This window comes from Endozoicomonas sp. PH6C (assembly GCF_059322965.1).
In genome coordinates, this window is sequence record NZ_CP185342.1 from 2,881,241 (window position 1) to 2,899,319 (window position 18,079).

12 protein-coding genes are annotated in these 18,079 nt (G+C 47.4%); 4 read left to right on the forward strand and 8 right to left on the reverse strand.

Translation table 11 applies throughout. The annotated features are described in order from the left end of the window. The first annotated feature begins 1,640 nt into the window (after positions 1-1,640). From ACOMG9_RS10835 to ACOMG9_RS10850, 4 genes are all read left to right on the forward strand, one after another. Positions 1,641-2,024, forward strand: a complete 384-nt coding sequence (locus ACOMG9_RS10835; protein ID WP_448216901.1) for a hypothetical protein — start codon at positions 1,641-1,643, stop codon at positions 2,022-2,024. Then, positions 1,973-2,746: a hypothetical protein gene (locus tag ACOMG9_RS10840; RefSeq protein ID WP_494530245.1), complete on the forward strand. Its 774-nt coding sequence runs from the start codon at positions 1,973-1,975 to the stop codon at positions 2,744-2,746. The genes ACOMG9_RS10835 and ACOMG9_RS10840 overlap by 52 nt, the downstream gene beginning before the upstream one ends. Before the next feature lie 97 nt (positions 2,747-2,843). Then, complete coding sequence (locus ACOMG9_RS10845; RefSeq protein WP_448216903.1) at positions 2,844-4,091, forward strand: WD40 repeat domain-containing protein; 1,248 nt, start codon at positions 2,844-2,846, stop codon at positions 4,089-4,091. Positions 4,092-4,093: 2 nt separating this feature from the next. After that, positions 4,094-5,368 (forward strand): WD40 repeat domain-containing protein, encoded by a 1,275-nt coding sequence (locus tag ACOMG9_RS10850; protein WP_448216904.1) that lies wholly within the window; start codon positions 4,094-4,096, stop codon positions 5,366-5,368. Between the two features lie 606 nt (positions 5,369-5,974). On the opposite strand, the gene ACOMG9_RS10855 is transcribed toward ACOMG9_RS10850, so the two are convergent. The 8 genes from ACOMG9_RS10855 to dinD are packed head-to-tail and all read right to left on the reverse strand — an operon-like array spanning position 5,975 to position 18,027. Beyond that, on the reverse strand, positions 5,975-7,450 hold the full coding sequence (locus ACOMG9_RS10855; RefSeq protein WP_448216905.1) for a protein kinase domain-containing protein: 1,476 nt from the start codon (positions 7,448-7,450) through the stop codon (positions 5,975-5,977). After that, positions 7,447-8,043 (reverse strand): hypothetical protein, encoded by a 597-nt coding sequence (locus ACOMG9_RS10860; RefSeq protein WP_448216906.1) that lies wholly within the window; start codon positions 8,041-8,043, stop codon positions 7,447-7,449. The genes ACOMG9_RS10855 and ACOMG9_RS10860 overlap by 4 nt, the downstream gene beginning before the upstream one ends. After that, positions 8,036-9,721, reverse strand: coding sequence for an ATP-binding protein (locus ACOMG9_RS10865; RefSeq protein WP_448216907.1), 1,686 nt, complete (start codon positions 9,719-9,721; stop codon positions 8,036-8,038). Before ACOMG9_RS10865 ends, ACOMG9_RS10860 begins: the two co-directional genes overlap by 8 nt. Before the next feature lie 3 nt (positions 9,722-9,724). Next, positions 9,725-10,861 carry a hypothetical protein gene (locus ACOMG9_RS10870; RefSeq protein WP_448216908.1) on the reverse strand — a complete coding sequence of 379 codons (1,137 nt, stop codon included), beginning with the start codon at positions 10,859-10,861 and terminating at the stop codon, positions 9,725-9,727. Continuing rightward, the gene (locus ACOMG9_RS10875) at positions 10,858-11,718 is read right to left on the reverse strand and encodes a hypothetical protein (protein ID WP_448216909.1); all 861 of its coding nucleotides are present in this window, start codon (positions 11,716-11,718) and stop codon (positions 10,858-10,860) included. Before ACOMG9_RS10875 ends, ACOMG9_RS10870 begins: the two co-directional genes overlap by 4 nt. Before the next feature lie 2 nt (positions 11,719-11,720). Beyond that, entirely contained in the window at positions 11,721-15,959 is a 4,239-nt protein-coding gene (locus tag ACOMG9_RS10880) for a hypothetical protein (RefSeq protein ID WP_494530246.1), read from the reverse strand. Continuing rightward, positions 15,956-17,191 carry a hypothetical protein gene (locus ACOMG9_RS10885; RefSeq protein ID WP_448216911.1) on the reverse strand — a complete coding sequence of 412 codons (1,236 nt, stop codon included), beginning with the start codon at positions 17,189-17,191 and terminating at the stop codon, positions 15,956-15,958. Before ACOMG9_RS10885 ends, ACOMG9_RS10880 begins: the two co-directional genes overlap by 4 nt. Then, positions 17,188-18,027, reverse strand: a complete 840-nt coding sequence (gene dinD / locus ACOMG9_RS10890; RefSeq protein WP_494530247.1) for a DNA damage-inducible protein D — start codon at positions 18,025-18,027, stop codon at positions 17,188-17,190. Before dinD ends, ACOMG9_RS10885 begins: the two co-directional genes overlap by 4 nt. Positions 18,028-18,079 lie beyond the last annotated feature (52 nt).

Below are 18,079 nucleotides of genomic sequence, written 5' to 3' on the forward strand. Positions count from 1 at the left end.
TTCGGTTGAATAGCTTTCACTCGTGGTGAATTGGCAGTTTTCCTGTGACTGTGAGTTTATGCAGGTTCCTTTTCCGTCAACACTTCCCAGATCGTAACTGCAATGAGTGATCGTTCTGTTAACACACCCGGAATAAAAATAGAAATGAGGCAGGTAAGAATGACAATCTACTTTTATTCTGCTTAAGGTTTTTGCATCCATTACAGGTGCTCTGCAAGTTCCGTCAGCCGAGACTAGACAAACAATTTTACCTTCGTGAACAATTGGAGAACCCGCTGGTAAAGGATCACGACTATTCAAGGTGTAATAGTGATGGGTATCTGATCTTTGGTGATTGACTATCGACGGTACGGTCTGTATTGCAGCATCCGCTGGTTGTAGATAAAAACCCTCTACAGCTGTCAGTCTGGCAAGGGGACTATGATGTAACGCGGGATATGTCCGATGTATTTTTTGACCTTCGTTTTGAGCATCTATTCCCAGAAGACCTTTTTTGCTTTCAGTTCTGCCAAGTAACCTGACTTTGCCTTGAGGCCGCTTTTGTCTGTTCAAGATATTGACCGTTATGTCAGCATTATATTGCTTGCTGATCAATCGGGCGCACTCGGTGCTGGTTAACAAAATTTCTGCGCTTAGACGGACACCCAAGCAGAGCTGAAAGTCGTCGCCTATATAGATACCGGGTGAAAAAGTAACGATATGTTCCTGTATGTTGTTGTCTGTCAATTCGGCAAAGCTTCGGGCAGATAAAATGAGCAATAACAAACAATAGAAAAATGTTTGGTATTTGTGCAGTTTCATAATAAATAACCTCTGATGAATCAACACTTACGCCGCCTGCTTATTTACAGCAGGTAGCGGTGCCGTAGTGCAGGCTTTAGCAGACCTGAGAGATAGGGTAGAAGCGATGATGCAGTATAGCCTGTAGCGCTGGGTCTGGACTGAAATAATCAGATCAACCTGAATTCAGATACTCTGAAGTCAAGCCTCAATGTATTAAACGAAAAAAGTGTGGCTATCAAATAGAACAAAAGAACAGGCTCTACTAGACTCCTATCGGTTTTTGATTATTGGCAACCCACTGGTGCCATAAATGCTATTTCCCGAATACCTCACGCCAAACCCAGGTATCGCGTTGCTTGTATTCCTGCTGAGTCAGTTACCGGCCTATGCGGACGACAGCTGTCAACTTAAACATATTCAATGCGCAAACCCTTTTCTTAATAGCTGCAACAGTGGTTTCGGGGCTGGTCGGTGCACAAATACTGTAACTAACGAAACCTGCTCAATGGTCACTTTTCCCAAGGGGTTTTCCGGAAGCTACAGAGGCCGACCGGTCACTTGCGACGAAGCTGATGGTTGTGAGGCGGTAAGTTGCCCCCAGGACTGTGTCAATGACCCGACAATTCCTTGCAGCTGTGTTGCAAAGTGGGGGCTTAACGGTGACATTCATTTTGTACCTGCTTTTTGTATTCCCGGTTCAACAGACGACAGCTGCAAACAACAGTTTTTTAAGTGCAACCAGGTCGATTTCAATTTTTGCTATCAGGGCTATGGCACTGGTTTATGTCAGAACGTCGAGCATTCCAACCGAAACTGTACTGTGAATTATTACCCTGATCCTTTTAATAAAACGGTCAATGGGCATCATCTTAAATGTGATCACCAAAATGGGTGTGAAAGCATCGCTTGCACCGATGGCTGTCAAGGCTCCTGGCAGCTCAATCATAAAACGGAAGTTGTTCCTGGTAATTGTGCAGCAAACCGGGGGAAAAGTTGTGAGCTTAGGTTTTTACATTGTGATAACGCTCTTTTTAAATTTTGTAGAGAGGGGTTTGGAAGAGGGCATTGCCAAAACCCTGTGTCTGGAGAAAGCTGTACGACAACAGTGTTGCCAAATCACCAGACCGAAAGCTGTAATAACCCGGATGGCTGTGAAAAATTATCATGCCCGTCGTGTAAAGCTCTTTGGATGGTCAACAATCGTACATCGATTGTTCCTGAAGGCTGCGCCACTGGCTTAAACGACGGTAGTTGTCAGTTACGCTTCTTTAAATGCGCCCAACTGAAGCTGGACTTTTGCCAGAATGGCTATGGTTTGGGCCGGTGTTATAACGAGGCTCAGAAAACGGGTTGCACGGTTCACTTTGTACCCCATCAATCCAGCTTTGCTGATTCGGGAGGTCGCACCCATTGCCAGCATGCTTCCGGTTGTGAATCGCTAAAATGTGATAATGACTGCCGTGGCCATGGCCACGAAGGCTGGCAGGAAACAACACCAGGCAACTGCCTGCCAACAGCCAGTAAACCCTGCCAGCTGCAATACTTTTCCTGTGATGATGCGCAGTTTGACAGCTGCAAGGGAGGCTATGGCACAGGCACCTGCAGCAATTTCAAAACGGTAGAAACCTGCGATATTACTGTCTACCCAAGAGGCTGGAGGGAGTCACCCAATGATCCTGTGCTTTGCAGCAATGACCAGGGCTGTGAAGAGGTTCAGTGCCCTGAAGACTGTGGGGATGTTTGCGACTGTGCAGCCCAGTGGCAAGTTTATGGCAAAACCAATACCTATCCCCGGGGTTGCATTGATGACAATAGCAGCCAAAAAAAATCCAATGATCTTGCACTGGCTTTGGGTATCACCGGCGGTGTCGTTCTGCTGGCTGTAGCAATAGTGACCCCGGTGGCCTGTTATTACAGACACTCAAAACGCAGTACCTATCAAAGGATTTCCCCAGCAAATTGAAGGGGCTTCCATAACCACTGAGTTAAAGCTTTTTATGAAAATCACGATTCACGTTCTTCATAGGCAGCACCCCCGGAAAGTCAGGTTCTTTTTCTTAGTGTTATTCTCAGCCTTTGTCTGCCTGACAAACGCTGCCCCGAACGATGCGCCGGAAATGGTCGCCAATGCCTTCCATGCCGGAAGCGTAAAAAAGGCCGTTTTCTCTTCCGATGGGCGATGGTTTGCCACGGCGTCGGCGGATCATTACGCAAAGTTCTACAGCACCGGCCACCCCATAGAAAAAGTGGCTCACAAGCTGGCAAACCTGCCTCATGATAACGAGGTGAATGGTGCATTTTTCAGTCCTGACAACCTCTTGCTGGTGACCGTCTCCAACGACAATTCGGCAAAAATCTGGGAGGTTAGCCATCCCAAGACGAATATCCCCACACTAATATCAATCCTTCATCACAATGGCAACGTCCTTTATGCCAGCTTTTCACCATCAGGCAAATTGCTACTGACAACCAGCACCGAAGGGGCAGCCCTGCTCTGGGATCTTAGCCTGGTCAAATCAGGCAAGGTAACGCAGCTGGCAGCAATGGAGCACAATGCTACCGTATTTCAGGCAGTCTTCAGCAGCAAAGCAGAACAGGTGTTGACTGTATCAGCGGACTGGACAGCCAGGCTTTGGGATATAACCCGGATAAAAGACAAAACCCCTGTATTATTAGCGACACTGAAGCACTATGGCCCTGTCTATCAGGGGGCTTTCGACCCGGCTACGGATACTCTGGCTGCAACGGCATCCGACGATCATACCGCAAAACTCTGGGATTTCAGCGCAATCTCCAGCGGCGCAGCCAGACTGTTAACCACTATAAAGCATAATGGTTCAGTCACTGGCCTTACCTGGCACCCCGCCGGTTCAAAATTATTCACTTACTCGGTTGACCATACTGCAAAATACTTGGACATCTCCAAGGCAGAAACAAAGCATAGCGCCCAGTTACTCGCCACCATTGAACATGCAGCGCCGGTACGAGATGTCAGCTTTGACACTAAAGGTCACTGGGCAATTTCCGCTTCAGAAGATTATACGGCTGGTGTCTGGGATATGACGGCTATCAGCCAGGGAAAGCCGTTGCTGGTGTACACCCTGCATCACCCGAATTCAGTGAATTCAGCTTGCTTCAATCCAGTTGCCTTAAAACCAGACATTTTTATGCCACCGTTAATTCGTAGGCTGCTTCATAATTCGTTCCTGCAGGTTCTTACCGCTTCCGATGACTTCACGGCAAAACTCTGGCAATTAAGTATCAGGCGGGTGAGACCCTCAGGTAAAAAAAGTTCCCTTGGAGAATAAAGATGAAAGTGCAGGCTCTGAGCTGGATGATTTGTCGCCTTGTATGGTTCAGCTTCTGGGTGGCCAGTCCAGTGGTATTTGGGCAGGACAAACAGCCCGTAATTATAATCGAACCTTGGAATGTTTGTGATTGCTGCGATAACTTGGTGGACGCGACCTTTGATTTGACAGGGGAACGATTATACGTTGCTGCCAATGGAAAAAATCAGGCCGGTGATACCTACTCCCATCTTGGCCTTTTTGATATAACACGGACTAATCGAACTCTGGCAACAGCGCTTGTAAAAGTAAAAGGTCCGGTATTGGATTCCCGGGATTTTGGAATAAAACTTGATGCGACTGGTCGTTTAGTTGGTATTGCAGGCAATTCCCTGAAGTTATGGTATGCCAGGGTGAGTAATGGCACTTTGCCCTATCTGGCAACACTGGATAATGACTTTAACAGTATTTATTCATTTGCTTTCAGTCGCAAAAGTGACAAAGTAGCGGCTTGGTATAATGAAGATGGCGATAATTATCTTGGTGTTTGGGATACCTATCAACTTGAGGATGATAAACCGAAGCTGCTGGCCAAAGTAAAAAACAAAGACCGAGCAGTGTCTATTCAATTTGATCCTACAGGTCGTTATATTCTGGATGAAGGGGGGGAGGCGCTTGCTGAACTTTGGGATTTAAGCCAAATTAAAAGCGAAACTCCCGGTCGTATTGGGCTTAAATCATTCGGTTATCTATATAATCCATATACTGTTACCTTCGATCATGAGGGCAAGCAAATTGGCATCTCTATGGGCTATGAATGCTACTGCGGCGGGTTGTGGAGTATGGATAGTATTGTCAGCGGAGATACTGCTCCATTGGCATTCATGAAACATAATAGTAATGTGTATTCTATCGCTTTTGACCCAACAGGTCGTTATATTGTCACCACTTCCGAGGACCACACTGCCAAACTCTGGGATGGAACCCAGATTAAAAAGAATAGTCCTAAGCTTCTTGCAACGATGAACCATGACTGCACAGTTCGACAAGCCATTTTTACCCGCAACAACACTCGAATGTTCACCCGGGACGACTGTGATATTAGGTTCTGGGATATTCAACATATCCCGGTCGATGGCAAAGCAAAGTTGCTTAATACCTTTCATACCGATGGAGGTTACCATAAAATTGAACTCGACCCTGCAGGCATCTGGCTGTTAACTGTCAATAATAAAGCCGCTGAAGTTTGGGATATAGTAGCACTCCAGCCTGACTCGGAACTCTCCAATGCAGATTAGTATTTCAGCCATTAAGTCAGATTTAGTCTTCAGGTAGCATGCCGAAAAATAGCTGCATCAATTACAACTCGTTCCCACGCTCTGAGGGTGTCGCGAAACCCAAGGCAAACAGATATCATTGTCTTGATATCTGTTTGCCCATGATGACCAATGACAACTAAACAAAAAATCAAAGTGCACCAGCCACCCCAGCAGGATATGTTTTCTCCTGCTCCTTTCGAGAGGCAAAAGCTACGCACCACCTGCCATTCATCACGGCGATTTATTCATCCTGATGAGATCTTTTTGTCCGGCCATCCATTTCCAGGTCGGCAACCAACAGCCTGACCCCGAACGCAGCATGCACCTTTCTATGCACTACGCTCTCCGGTATTAATATCTTGCTGATTTACTCCATAGCTAGGAGCCTGACCGAGAATAGTCTGCCCTACTGCGGCGACAGCAAATTGGTCTGAAAATCCGCTTTTGTTCGTCAAATAGCTCGCTATTCTCCTCACAAAACCGAATTTTCATCCTCAATTTTCTGCCGTCCTCGCTACGGGCGCTATTCTCGGTCAGGCTCCTGGCGCCTGATCAAATGGGTTTAGGAAAATTACCACTTACAAATCACCAGGCCCCCAAAGCTATATACTGCTCCCGCCTTTTTTCCAACTCTTCATCTCCTTTAATCTGTCGCATCAATACTCTGAGATAACTCGCTGCTGACTCATAATCTCGCATCTGCTCACAAACATGCAGAAGCTTTTTCAGAATCGCTGGTTTCATTGGATATTGCTTGTTCAGAGATTCCAGTTTTTGGCGAGCCAGTTTGAAATTGGCCGACAACCCTTCGACAGAGGCATCGTACATCTGAACTTCAAATAAGTCCGGAGTGTTTTTCTTGGCAACTTTAATAAGCTGCCTTGCCTTATCAAAATTTCTTCTCTTTAAATAAACTTTTATTGCAAGCAGGCGGATTGTTGCCGCATCATCAGAGTTACTTTCTATAAGGTGAGGCTCTTTTTCAAATACCGCCAGAAAATCAAATAATCGGTTGCCACGGTATAAAGCATTGAGCTGTTGTAGAAGGGCTGCTTCATTCCCATTCTTTTTAAACTCTGTTTCAGCCAGTTTGGCTGCCTTGCGATATTCCCCCTGTTCAAGATTATAAACAACAGCAGAAGACCAGTCATCACAGGCTTCTCCTGATTTAGGAATGGTAAACGTCCGTGAAAAATTAACCTGACGAGCTTTTGCCGACTCGAACTGATCGATAAGCTGGTCTATAGATTCAGGGCGCTTTCCGGGGTCTTTTTCCAGGCAATTTAATATGAATTGCTCAAGCTCCAGACAGATACCACTATTAATTTCTGTGGGCTTACTGAAAGGATCATGGCTTCGTACTGCTGACTGAGTATCGTGTGGCAAAGCTCCTGTTGTCAGTTGGTAGAGCAACACGCCAAGGCTGTAAATATCACCTTTTATCAGCTCTTCGAACGAACCTTTTCGACTCACACAGTCAGAGAACTCTGGTGAAGAATAAAGTACAGTTCCACCATTTTCCCGGGTTCTGGTGTAAATTTCCTCGGGTAGAGCTGAACTGCCAAAGTCTGTCAGTTTAACCAGATCATCCTGACCCACCAGAATGTTATGGGGTTTTATATCACCATGAGAAACAGGTACCTCTAAATTAGCCAGATGTTTTACAGCCTGAAGAACCTGATCATATATTTTGAACAGTCGCTGATAGGTATTGCCAAAGTGGTGTGAGCGTTCTTCCAGCTTCTGGGCCAGACTTTCACTGGGGAAATATTCCATTTCGATGGCATAGCACTCTTTTTCAGGAGGTACTTTGCCCATGTCGTACAGCTCAATAACATTGGGATGCCCGGGAGTGTTAAGAAGTTCTTTTCCTTCTGCCAGTTTCCATTCAGGCTTGGTAGGTTGCTTGGGTATCTTAACGGCGACAACAGCACCATCCGAGCATCGCTCCGCTCGCCAGACAACACCGTGTGAGCCGTCACCCAACTGTTCCAAAAGGGTATATTTATTGCCCAGAGGCTTGTTAGAGCCGGGAATAAGGTAAGCTGGATTGAGATTCATGCCCCCTCCTGAAAGGTAATATCATTAAGCCTTATTGTTCCATCAGGCATGGATTCAAACATGAAGCGGCAGAATAAAAAATTATTGGCATCAATGCTGGGAACAGGAACACCTAGCCGATTGGTTGTCCCAGAGTAGGCTTGCAATGCAAGGCTCTTTACATTGGGTGCAGAGACAATATCAATATTCCATGCAGCCAGAATCAACAGAGGCTTTTCAAATAAGTTGTGAGCCGAAGCCTGCCAGCGTCCAGCCGCTTCCATTAAGTTTGATAGCTTATCAAGTAACTTCTGCTTGCTACCTTCACTGCCATCATACCTTTCAAACTCAATCAGCACACAGGGCTGTCGGGTTTCTTTATTAAACCAGGCTGAGTCTGAGCGGATGGAATCTCCGGCCGCGACCGGGGCAGGGCATTCAGCCACTGCCATGTGGTTTAACTCATGTCCAAGGGTATTCCAGAGACTGACGCCCATGCTGTGCACAAGCACGTCTTCATCTTTTAAGCCCCAAAGGGCCAATGACGGCATTACAGCATTTAGAAAAGCCGGATCTTTAAGCTTCTTCCTGATGCTCAAAGTCTTGTTATTCATTGAAGCTGTCCCATACCTTAAGCACTTCAGGCGATTCACCACCGTGAATGAGAGTCTTGTTACCCACTTTCACCAGCAAAGGAGCAGGAATCGAACGACCACAAACAAGAGCTTCGCCTGTTGAAAGGCTGGGCAACTCATCCAGATCAGCCTTACTTACCATATCGGATGCTTTCGAGATGAATCTCTGATCATCAGGATTTTTAAGCCGCATGGTGATCATAGTATTGCACTGTGAAGTGACATCTGCGTCCAGTTTAGAGGGACGCTGACTGACAATACCAAAGCCAACCCCAAACTTACGACCTTCACCGGCAATCTTTTTGATAATTCGGTGGCTAACGGCATTACCGCCTGCAGGTGCAAAATTATGACCTTCTTCATAGATAAGGAAGGACGGACGCAGAGGGTCAGTTTTACTGGCAGCTGCTCGCAGAATTTCACTGGAAAGCAGGGCACACACCACCTGTTTGGCGGTATCACTCAGTCCTTGCAGGTCAACCACTACCAGTCGACCTTTGCGATTAGCAGGTCGACCAATCATTTTGTAAATATCTGTTGGTTCAGCAAGCGTGGCAGAGTAAAAGCTTTGCGCTTCATTAAGAATCCGGCTTAATTTCATGGACGCCACCGCCGCACTTCTTCCATTTAACGCCTTGGCTTCCGCTTCAGATAAATCGTCCCACTCTCTGAGCTCTTCAATACCATCACCCAGGAAATAACGCAGGCGGTTAATATCTCTTGGCTGTGACTTATCGGTCTTTCTCCAATAACGAATAGCAACATCAAGAACACGTTGCTGCGGCTCCGTCAGGCCGGGCAGAATTTCTGCAACATCATCCATTTCAAAACTATCAAACTGCAATGCCAGTGCCTGGTTTTTGTTGGCATATTTATGACGGAAGGATTCGTGCTGAGGTGTGTAAACCTCAATACCGGCATCAGCCTTCTGAAGCTTTTCAATCATTTCCCTGATTTTAGGCAGAGCCTGACGATCCCGGACATCTTCGATCTCTTCAATGCCTTCAGAAAAATGCAGTTTACCTTTCGAAAGTGCTTTGCCGTATTCACCATGAGGATCAAAAACAACCACTGTACCGTTGTTCAGTGCCACCAGTCGCTCAATAATACGACCCACGGTATATGATTTACCTGAACCTGTCATAGCCAGAACAGCCATATGTTCGGTGACCAGCCTGTTCACATCCAGGAAAACGGGAACCGTATTTTCCCCCCGCTCATAGCCAACCAGATTGCCAAGGTGAAGGCTGGTGTGTTCATTAAACTCATAAAAATCACACAAGAACTGATAGTCCACGGTTTCAACTTTGGCGCCAGGGTCAAGTGGACGACGAGGAATCTTTATTTGTCGTGAAGCCGGGTCCCGGTATCCAACCAGCTCAAGGTGAGCATAAAGGTTTTCGCCAGTCATATTGGCACCAGGCAGAAGTTCAAGCTCAGTGACACTATCGCCAAAACCGGCATTAAAAAGCATATTGGATCGATGGATTTTCGTAACCCGGCCCAATACGGGAACCTCAGACTCATCCTGTCGTTCTCTATGCATAATCCGGACGAACTCGCCTCGGCGTACCGAAAAAGAACCTTCAACCACCATGGTTAATTTGGCCGCATCACCTGTGTTACCAACCAGTTTGCCCAATACTTGATGTTTCATCGCTTAAAATTCCTCATCCAGACCTGAAAGCCAGGTCTCTTCAATATCATTCTTCTTCAGGGCTTCACTGATTCCCTGGCGGTAATAAATAACAAACTGGTCCAGCAGCTTCAGTTGTTCCTGGCCGAGAAGCTGGGGTAGTGGCAATACTTTTTTGCGGTTCTGCATATCCAGAACCATCAGTTTCCATGCCACTTCGTCCAGTGTTTTGGTGTTCCAGTCGGGCTCTTCGCCTGCCAGTTGAACCATTTGAATCTGGCTGCCTCTGCCACCTTTATAATGGAAGCCGGTTACTCCCGGTGTGACTGCTTCAGAGGGTTCCAGCCTGGTTTCGCTCTCTGTCATTCTGAAAGCAATAGTTCGGGTAAATGCGCTAAGGATGCCGTTGATAAAACGGGTATCACCCACACCAATCAGTTTTTCATTTAGATTGGTCAGTTGATTTGCCTGTTCTTCAGAAAAACCATCTGACAGTAATAAATGTTTACGACCAGTCTCTGTCCGTAAATCATGCTTGGCAATGCTGATTATCGCGCTGAAGCGCTCTGCAACAATACTGGCGATGACCGGGCCTTCTTTATTCCACGGGAAAAGCTGCTCACGATGGGTCTCCCAAAAGCTGCGGATAAAATCACGGGTTTTGGTATATTCTTCTTTATGCTTTTGGTTTCTCTCCAGTGGTGCCATATCACGACTAATGAACAAAGGTGTGTCCAGCAAAATCAATTGTGGTGGGGTACTGGATTTCAACTGTTTTTCAACAAGCCGGTAGGCTAACCGCATTTCAATAAGATCGAGTCGCTTTCTTTGAGCTTCAAAGTCAATATCATCCAGCTCTGAGACGGAGTCACTTCCCTGAGTTGCCACTTGATTTCGATTAATCAGAATATTGCTCGCTACCGCCGCAGAAGCGAATAAAAAGCCGCCTAACGCTTTTTTGATGGTGGAACGTGTGGCAATGCCAGAAACGTTCAAGTCCAGCATTGCAGGCCGGTGAACAGATTTGACCAGCCCGGCATCACGAAATAGCGGGGCTACAGACTCAATATCCCTGATCTGTTTTATCAAACGCCCGGCGCTGCCGGGCAGTCGTAACTGGCTCTCAATAGCCAGAGACTGAGCAAGGTTTATATTTTTCACAAACTCTTCCTTAAACTGTCGGCATAGGCCAGATATGGAGAAGCCTCCAGAACAGAAACCCCGGCTTCTGACAAACTAATCAGCGATTCTTCTGCAACCAGATACTTTGCCTGCTTTAATCTTTTTAACGACTCTTCCAGTTCATCTTGCTCGATGGAGAAAACAGGAATGCCGCCTGTTGCATACAATTTATCAGTCAGGTCAGAAAGGGTTTGGCATGACCAGCCGTGGATACAAACCATAGTCGTGTAATCGGTATCCTTAATAACCACTTCGTTCTGCTGATCTGCTGAGGATTTCGTAGAGTCAGAAGCCTTTCCTGCATGGCTGTGAATATGACCTAGCCAGGACTGCAATAACTCACCGTGTCCCAGCAGAGATATCGACCAAAGAGGGAGAACGGTGGCCGCAAATACCCCTGTACCGGCGTGTTTCTTCCAGTAGCGAGAGTTTGGAGACATATCAAGCCATTGATGGTCATGCTCTGAATCAAAAGCGCCATCGGTACCCTGAAGAGAGAGATTCACCTCATCTGCCAGAACGCCCGGTAAAGAATCCTCATCAGCCGCAGCGGGTGATTCTCTGTAGGCAAAATGCCAGTCAATGAACTCTGACTCTGATAATTGTTTCTCGCTAAAAGGCGGAATCAAGAGCAGAGTCCTTCCGGGCTGACTACACCAGTTAAAAAATGCTTCCTGCTTTTCCAGAGCTAAAGCCTGAAATGCCTGCCCGGGCATCAACATTAGTCCGGCATCGGGGAAGGAGTTCTCTGATGCTTCAGCCTTAAGTAATTTACCCAGCAGTCTTCCACGTCGATGATTCGCCAGAGAAGACTGAAGATAGACTGATAATGTCATTTTTAGCCACCGTAGGTCGTGCGATAACGAATAATGCCAGCCTTTTCCAGTGCCTGACGTTCATCAGAGGTCAAGTCCGGTTCTTGCTCGGCATTAAGGGCTTTAGCAATCTCAATCCACCGCTGTAAATTGATACCGGTTGGTTCCAGCAACTTCTCTGCTTCTCTTGACCATTTTGCTTCCCTGGCCTCAAGAGTCAGACCAAGATCGTGTAGTGTCTGATGACTGATTTCATGCTGTTGAAGCACTGGCATTTCAGGCTGACCACAAACCTTGAACAATGGGTTTAGCGTTTCCATTAGCTCGCCATTGGCAGCGTCCAGCTTCTCCTTCTGATAACCTTTTATCTGGTTCTGAATAGTGAGCAAGTGTCCCGCAAATGCATTCAACTGTTTCTGAACCGGGCTCACCAAGCGCTCAGGAATATCTTTAATGCTGCTGAATTGCCCTTTGCAGGATTGCTCAGAAAATCGCTGCCGCTCACTTTCAACATTGTCGACAATATCTTCAAAGGCATCACCAATAAAGGTAAGTTGATCTTCCAGATCAGTGAGAATATTCAGAACATTCTTATCTTCATAATCAGCGGGGAGCATTTCCAACTGTTGCTTACAACGTTCTACCCCCTTTTTATAGCCGTCAAACTGTTCAAGCAGTTTTTTAAAGGAAGTCTTGAATCGCTTAAAAGTGGTCATAATATGCCCACTGATATCATCGGGGGCACAGAGGCTGTTATTCGACAGGTTGTAACCTACTTCATGTCCTAACAATTGAAGTCTGTTGTAGGCTTTATCAATTTTAAGATCTCTCAAATAATGCAGCAGTGTTTCCGAGCTGCCGCCCGCTTCACGCTTGGCAGTAGCTGATTCCATGTTGCGATCAAGTGCTCCTTCGAGGATATGAGTAATAGTCTGAAGTGAGAGCGTGAAAAGATTCTGGGGGAAAGGAACCTGGGCTTCAGGATCTTCTCTCAGGTCTTCAACCAGCTGAGAGACTCTACTACTGATTTTTTCTCCACAATTATTAACAATTTCTGCAAACTCTCTGGCTTGCTCAATGCGGTTGTAAAGGGGGATATCATCGTTGCCAAGATCTATAGTGTTGAAATTCTGATGTCCCGGCTTATAGCTATCAGCAGGTTTTACCCTGTCAACTTGTGCGAGTACATCATTACGATCTTTAATGCAGGAAACCATTGCCCGAGCTAAATCGTCCAGATCGATAGTAATATCCAGCTTCTCTTCTGCCTGCTTTAAACGGTCAAATGTGATCTGGGCACGATCAAGTGCGGTCACAGCATTAGTCGTTTTTGGGCCTGATGGAGCAAAAAGACCATTGATGCGCTCCTGCCCATACACTTTCTTCAGTTGCTCTACCGTTTCACGGTAATGCCCTGGCTGATCATCATCCAGCCAGTTTCTTGCTTCCGTAATCACATTTTCAAATGAAGCTCTGGGTACACCCGTCCACTTGGGGTCATTACCAATACGGTGTTCCGGTTTAACCTCCAGCAGGTTCAGCTGTGCAGCCCACCACATCCAGTCTTCAAACACTGATTTAGGATTATTGGCATTGTCCCACAGATACCCCCAGTACCAATTCATTTTGGCCTGGCTAAAAGTCCAGGCATGATCTTTAGCGGGGTTGGTGATACTCGCCAGAAAGGGTGGTAGCTGTGCCAATGCATGGTTCGGGTTGTCAACGTCGGAGAACAAGCCAGCATGTTCGGTTTTGTCGTAACCTTTACTGGTGACAGATCCTGGTACTGACAAATCACTCAGAAGGTTGGCAATTTCTACTGCATCCACAGAATGCTCTGATGTCAGGCTGGCAAGTCCAGTCCCCGGCTGATCTATACCCAGTAACTTCCAGGCTTTAAACAATTCGTCGCGTTTTTGAGGATTCAGTTTGCCTGAAGGACGCAGCGGCCACGCAATCAGTCCTTGCTCATTTAGAGATTTTCGCCATTGATGAATAGCCTGATAAGCATGGTCTTTCAGGTTATTCAGTCGTCCCTTGAACTTGGCGTTAAACAGATTGTTTTTAAGATCAAGACCCAAAGAATACTGTTGAGGCAAGCCGATCAGCTCAAAGGTATCCGTTTCGCTGGTGTTAAGTTGATAGAGCAGAATATCATTCTGCGTGCTGGTGGCAGTGCCTTTTCGGTAAAAGTCGAAAACACCAATGGATGTGGTAAAAGCCATTACCGGCAAACGTCCGGATGCACGCTGTGCGGTCACTTCACGGTGCAGGCTGTTTAACTCATCATTGTTATTGACCCAGGCGAACCAGACTTGGTTATTAGGGTGTAATCTGAGGCCTTCGCAAGACTGCAAGCCGCCTCTTGCTGGTTGAATAATGGCTAAATCAGAAGCGTTACTGTAAACAACGGGCTGATAGCCCCAGTTGTTATCCAGCAACCGATAAATACCCGTCAATCGGGTGATATTGCGAAGCAATGGCTCTTTAGGCAGCGCGGCTTCCCAGGCTGTGACGCCCTGACTGTGAGTATCGGCATGTTCAGTGTCCAGGAAAATCATGGAGTTACTTTGCTGGCTGCGATAACGCAGATCCAGCTTCAGCAGCATGGCAATACTTGGGCCAATATGGGTTGCAAACGCCTCCGACAGTTCCTTGTCGTCACCAAAGAACTTACGCCACAGGGCTTCTGCTGCGTATTCGGCGGCAGGGTGGTTATAGAGCAGGTTGATCAGATGGCGAAACTCACCCAAAGAGAGTGGAATCAGTAGGCTGTCTTCTTCAGTTTCATTAATGGCAAACGTCTGCAGATTTTGCAGTAAGGCATTAAGAGAAAGAGGCTGCTCAATACTTGGATAAGACCATTCTTCCTTATCCCGAATAAACTTATATTCTTTCAAGGCCTGACGGCATTCCAGCGGGTCCCATTTAACCTTGCGGTATAAACTGGCCACTGGCTCATTATCCTCGTTCTGATGATCAAGCAGGGCTTTTGTTAGTGCTGAGCAGCCTTCAAGAGCAACAGGTAACTGACCAAATAACAGGGTGCGTGCTTCTGCCAGCAAATCCCGGTTCAGAGTATTAATGCCATCTATGGCATGGTGATCAAGCACATGCTCTGAAACCCGGCCTGATTTGCGAATAAGAATATCAAATAGCTCGCCATTCGGCGGAACCGGTTGACCAGCATTGGTCAGCTCATCCAGCACAACATCCACATTGGACATAATCACGTTGAACCAGCCAAAGTTTGCACCGCTCATGGTATAGGCCGCTTCAACCAGTCCGGCAGGGTAGGTATGGCGCAACTTACGATCTGCATTCAGGCGTTTAACATAGTCCGATACATCGGCAAAGGCGTTGTGTTCCAGCTGCACCAGCTCAAAACGACGGGCATTGGATTTTACCTCTCGCATCTGCTGGCCGAGCAACGGAGAGCATAGTGCGACATAACGCAGCCAGGGGAAATTCCGGCGGTGGTCTTCTTCTTTAATGGCACGACCAATCAAGCGAATAGCCTGACCGTCCAAACGTTTGGTATCGTCGTCTTCAAGGCCAAAAGAAGCGGCTTCGGCAATGGTCTCCAGCTCATCCAGAACCAGCAAAACATGTTTGATGCCAAATTTCTCAAGATAGTCAAACGCCTGATTAACCAGACGGGTTAACAGCCCCGGCTTTTCATACAAAGCTTGTGTGCTTTGTGCTTTATCCAGCTCCAATGCCTGTGCCAGCTGAGCAGAATCAAAACCAAAACCTCTATAGCGGTTAAAGGCCTGTTTTGCGATCCCCCCCTGAATAGAGTCATCAAAGGTCTCGGTTGCCAGCGGTAACAGAGCTTTATAAACACCAAAACCAAACCAGTTGTTGGCATTCTGGTACTCAGAAGCGACCTGAGAGTATCGAATATAGAGGCCGAGATAGCCGTCCCGATCTTCTTCTTTATTGAACAGCTGGGCATCGTTCAGTTGGCCGGTTTTGCTGTCCCGAACAAACCAGCCCTGAGAGCATTCATTGATTTGGGCGATCAGTTCATGACCCAGACGGGATTTACCCCGTCCCCATTCCCCTTCAATGGCAAACACATGGGCGAACTTGTCTTCATCCCGGTCTACGGTATGGATAAAGGTTTTATAGCGGTCAAAGAAAAGCCCTTGTCCCACCAAAGGGTCTTGTGGCGGATAATCGGATACACCCGTTGCGGCCCAGTTGTGATGCCTGGCAATGGTGGCCACACCAGCAGTTGTCATTGCTCCTGTATTCATAAATTAGCTCCTGATAATTTGCTGGGTTGCCGGTTCTGTCCATCAAAATTTGCTAACGTCTTTTGTTGCCGGAGTTTTTTCCCTGAATGCTTTTCTTTCCGCCACTGTACAGCTTGTTTTCTAACGGCTTCCCAGACAGGGCGACCCAGTCGCCCAAAAAGACGGCTGCCTTCTATCCCGTAACATTCGTCGGCAAAGGCCGGATCAATGGTGTAATAACCCTGTTCACCCGACAGCCCTTCATTAAACCACCACAGTTTCTGTTCCAGCATTTTTTGAATCATGGGGGATAACAGGGCATTAAGCCCATGGGTATCGGGTGTTTTTGGAAAGAGTTCCATACCCAAAGCACCCAGCATGCGTGTCACCAATTCTGCCAGAGTGCCGCAGAAAATCTCAATTCCTTCGCTGTCTTCAACCAGCACCTGAATTTCTGTCGGGTGAGTGGGTTGCTGACCTGCTGGTAACTGCAGCAATAAACCGCCCGTTTGTTCCGCTGCCCAGCTGTCCTGGGCGTAGACAATGGCGCATAACAGGAAATACCAGGGGGTGGCAGCAATATCGGCCAGCTTGCCATGGCTGCTATGGGGTTTTTGTTGTTGTAACAGCATTTGTGGCTGTTTTGAATCGGTGTTTATGGCCGCAAAATGATTACTGGAGAAGATGAATGGCGGCAGTTGCAGTAAACGCCCGGAAACCCAGTTTTTTTCAGGGTTGCAAGTATCGTCCAGAGGCTTCAGTTCTGGTAAAGGGTAGGGTTGCCACTGTGTCAGCTGGGCTGCTGCGGCTAACACCCGGGTAATAACGGGAAGCGACTGGCTTTGCTCAACACCGGCACCTAATAATTGTTGCTCCAGACTCTGAAATTCTGTTGGGGCAATACTGGCCGAAGGCAGGGCTTCTTCCACCCAGGGTGCGGCAGAGCCAAGGCGAGTAACCAGCTGTATAAGGGCATCCTGATTACTAAGCTTGCCTGCTTCTTTAACCCTGCCCGCCATAACGGATAACCAGGGCTGGCGAATGGTTTTATCGGTGGCGAGAATGGCTGCTACCGCTTCTTCGTCAGACGACAGCTGGCTACGAACTTTTAACAGCCTCTGGCTGATGCTCCAGAGCTTTGACTCAGGGGCAGGGTGGGCCAGCCCGGTCAGTAATGTATCGAGCCGGGGGGCAAAACGACATTGTCCATGGCTGAAGAGTTTCAGCAGGGCAGCAACAGGGTAGTCTTTCATTCCTGGTTATCCTCCGCCTTGCTGATTTTATTTTTTTGCTTTTCCAGTTGTTTAACGCTGGTTTCCGGTGTGGGCAGGTCTTCAGGCATAGTGCCACCCAGCTCATCAATGGTCTGTCTTACTTTGGCGCCGACCTGATGATGGGTCTGGTTGGCCTGGGTTTTGCCCTGCACCTGATCACGGCGTAACTTTTCTTCGGTCTGGGTAGCCCGGAACAGGTTGGCGGCCAGTTCGGTCGAGCCCATAAAATCGAGAATTTTATGGCTTTTTTTCAGCCCTTTGCGCTGGTGGATATCTTTGGCATCCAGCCCGCCATAAAGCCCCCGGTAACCGTGGTTCTGGAAAATGGCAAAATCCATATTGGTGGTGACACCGGCATCGGCCGCAGCGTCCACCAACTGTTTATTATGTTCTTTCATCTCTTCCCGCAGCAGTAAGCGTTTTTCATCTTCCTTCAGCTGCTTGAAAGCCTGATCATCGGCCAGCTCCTGACGGCGGGTTTGCAGGGCAAAGTAGGTCTGACCATTGGCGATCACTGGCTTGGACGGGTCACCGTTCTGAACCACCAGATAACAGGCATAGCGGGACAGGCGCACGTCGGGCAGTTTGCGTTTGGCACCGGAGCCGATCAGAACCATTTCGTGGATCTCCACGAAATGGTCTGAAATAGCCTGATCGCTGTTAGTGCAGGCCTCGGCGGCTTTCGCTATGACGGGCTGAAAGTTTCGATATTCAGAATATCCCAGAACTTTGCTTAATTGTCTGGCAGACCAGAATGCCTGACCGTGTTCATTCACCTGCCTGATGGACTCAAAACTCTGATGATCTGTGTTCATTGATTTATCCATGCTCTGTCTCTACCTGTATAAAAAAACAGTTATTATATAG

Coding starts and splice junctions, on each gene's coding strand:
- ACOMG9_RS10835 (WP_448216901.1), top strand. CDS start 1,641: ATGGGCATCATCTTAAATGTGATCACCAAAATGGGTGTGAAAGCATCG.
- ACOMG9_RS10840 (WP_494530245.1), top strand. CDS start 1,973: ATGGTCAACAATCGTACATCGATTGTTCCTGAAGGCTGCGCCACTGGC.
- ACOMG9_RS10850 (WP_448216904.1), top strand. CDS start 4,094: ATGAAAGTGCAGGCTCTGAGCTGGATGATTTGTCGCCTTGTATGGTTC.
- ACOMG9_RS10855 (WP_448216905.1), bottom strand. CDS start 7,450: ATGAATCTCAATCCAGCTTACCTTATTCCCGGCTCTAACAAGCCTCTG.
- ACOMG9_RS10860 (WP_448216906.1), bottom strand. CDS start 8,043: ATGAATAACAAGACTTTGAGCATCAGGAAGAAGCTTAAAGATCCGGCT.
- ACOMG9_RS10865 (WP_448216907.1), bottom strand. CDS start 9,721: ATGAAACATCAAGTATTGGGCAAACTGGTTGGTAACACAGGTGATGCG.
- ACOMG9_RS10875 (WP_448216909.1), bottom strand. CDS start 11,718: ATGACATTATCAGTCTATCTTCAGTCTTCTCTGGCGAATCATCGACGT.
- ACOMG9_RS10880 (WP_494530246.1), bottom strand. CDS start 15,959: ATGAATACAGGAGCAATGACAACTGCTGGTGTGGCCACCATTGCCAGG.
- ACOMG9_RS10885 (WP_448216911.1), bottom strand. CDS start 17,191: ATGAAAGACTACCCTGTTGCTGCCCTGCTGAAACTCTTCAGCCATGGA.
- dinD (WP_494530247.1), bottom strand. CDS start 18,027: ATGAACACAGATCATCAGAGTTTTGAGTCCATCAGGCAGGTGAATGAA.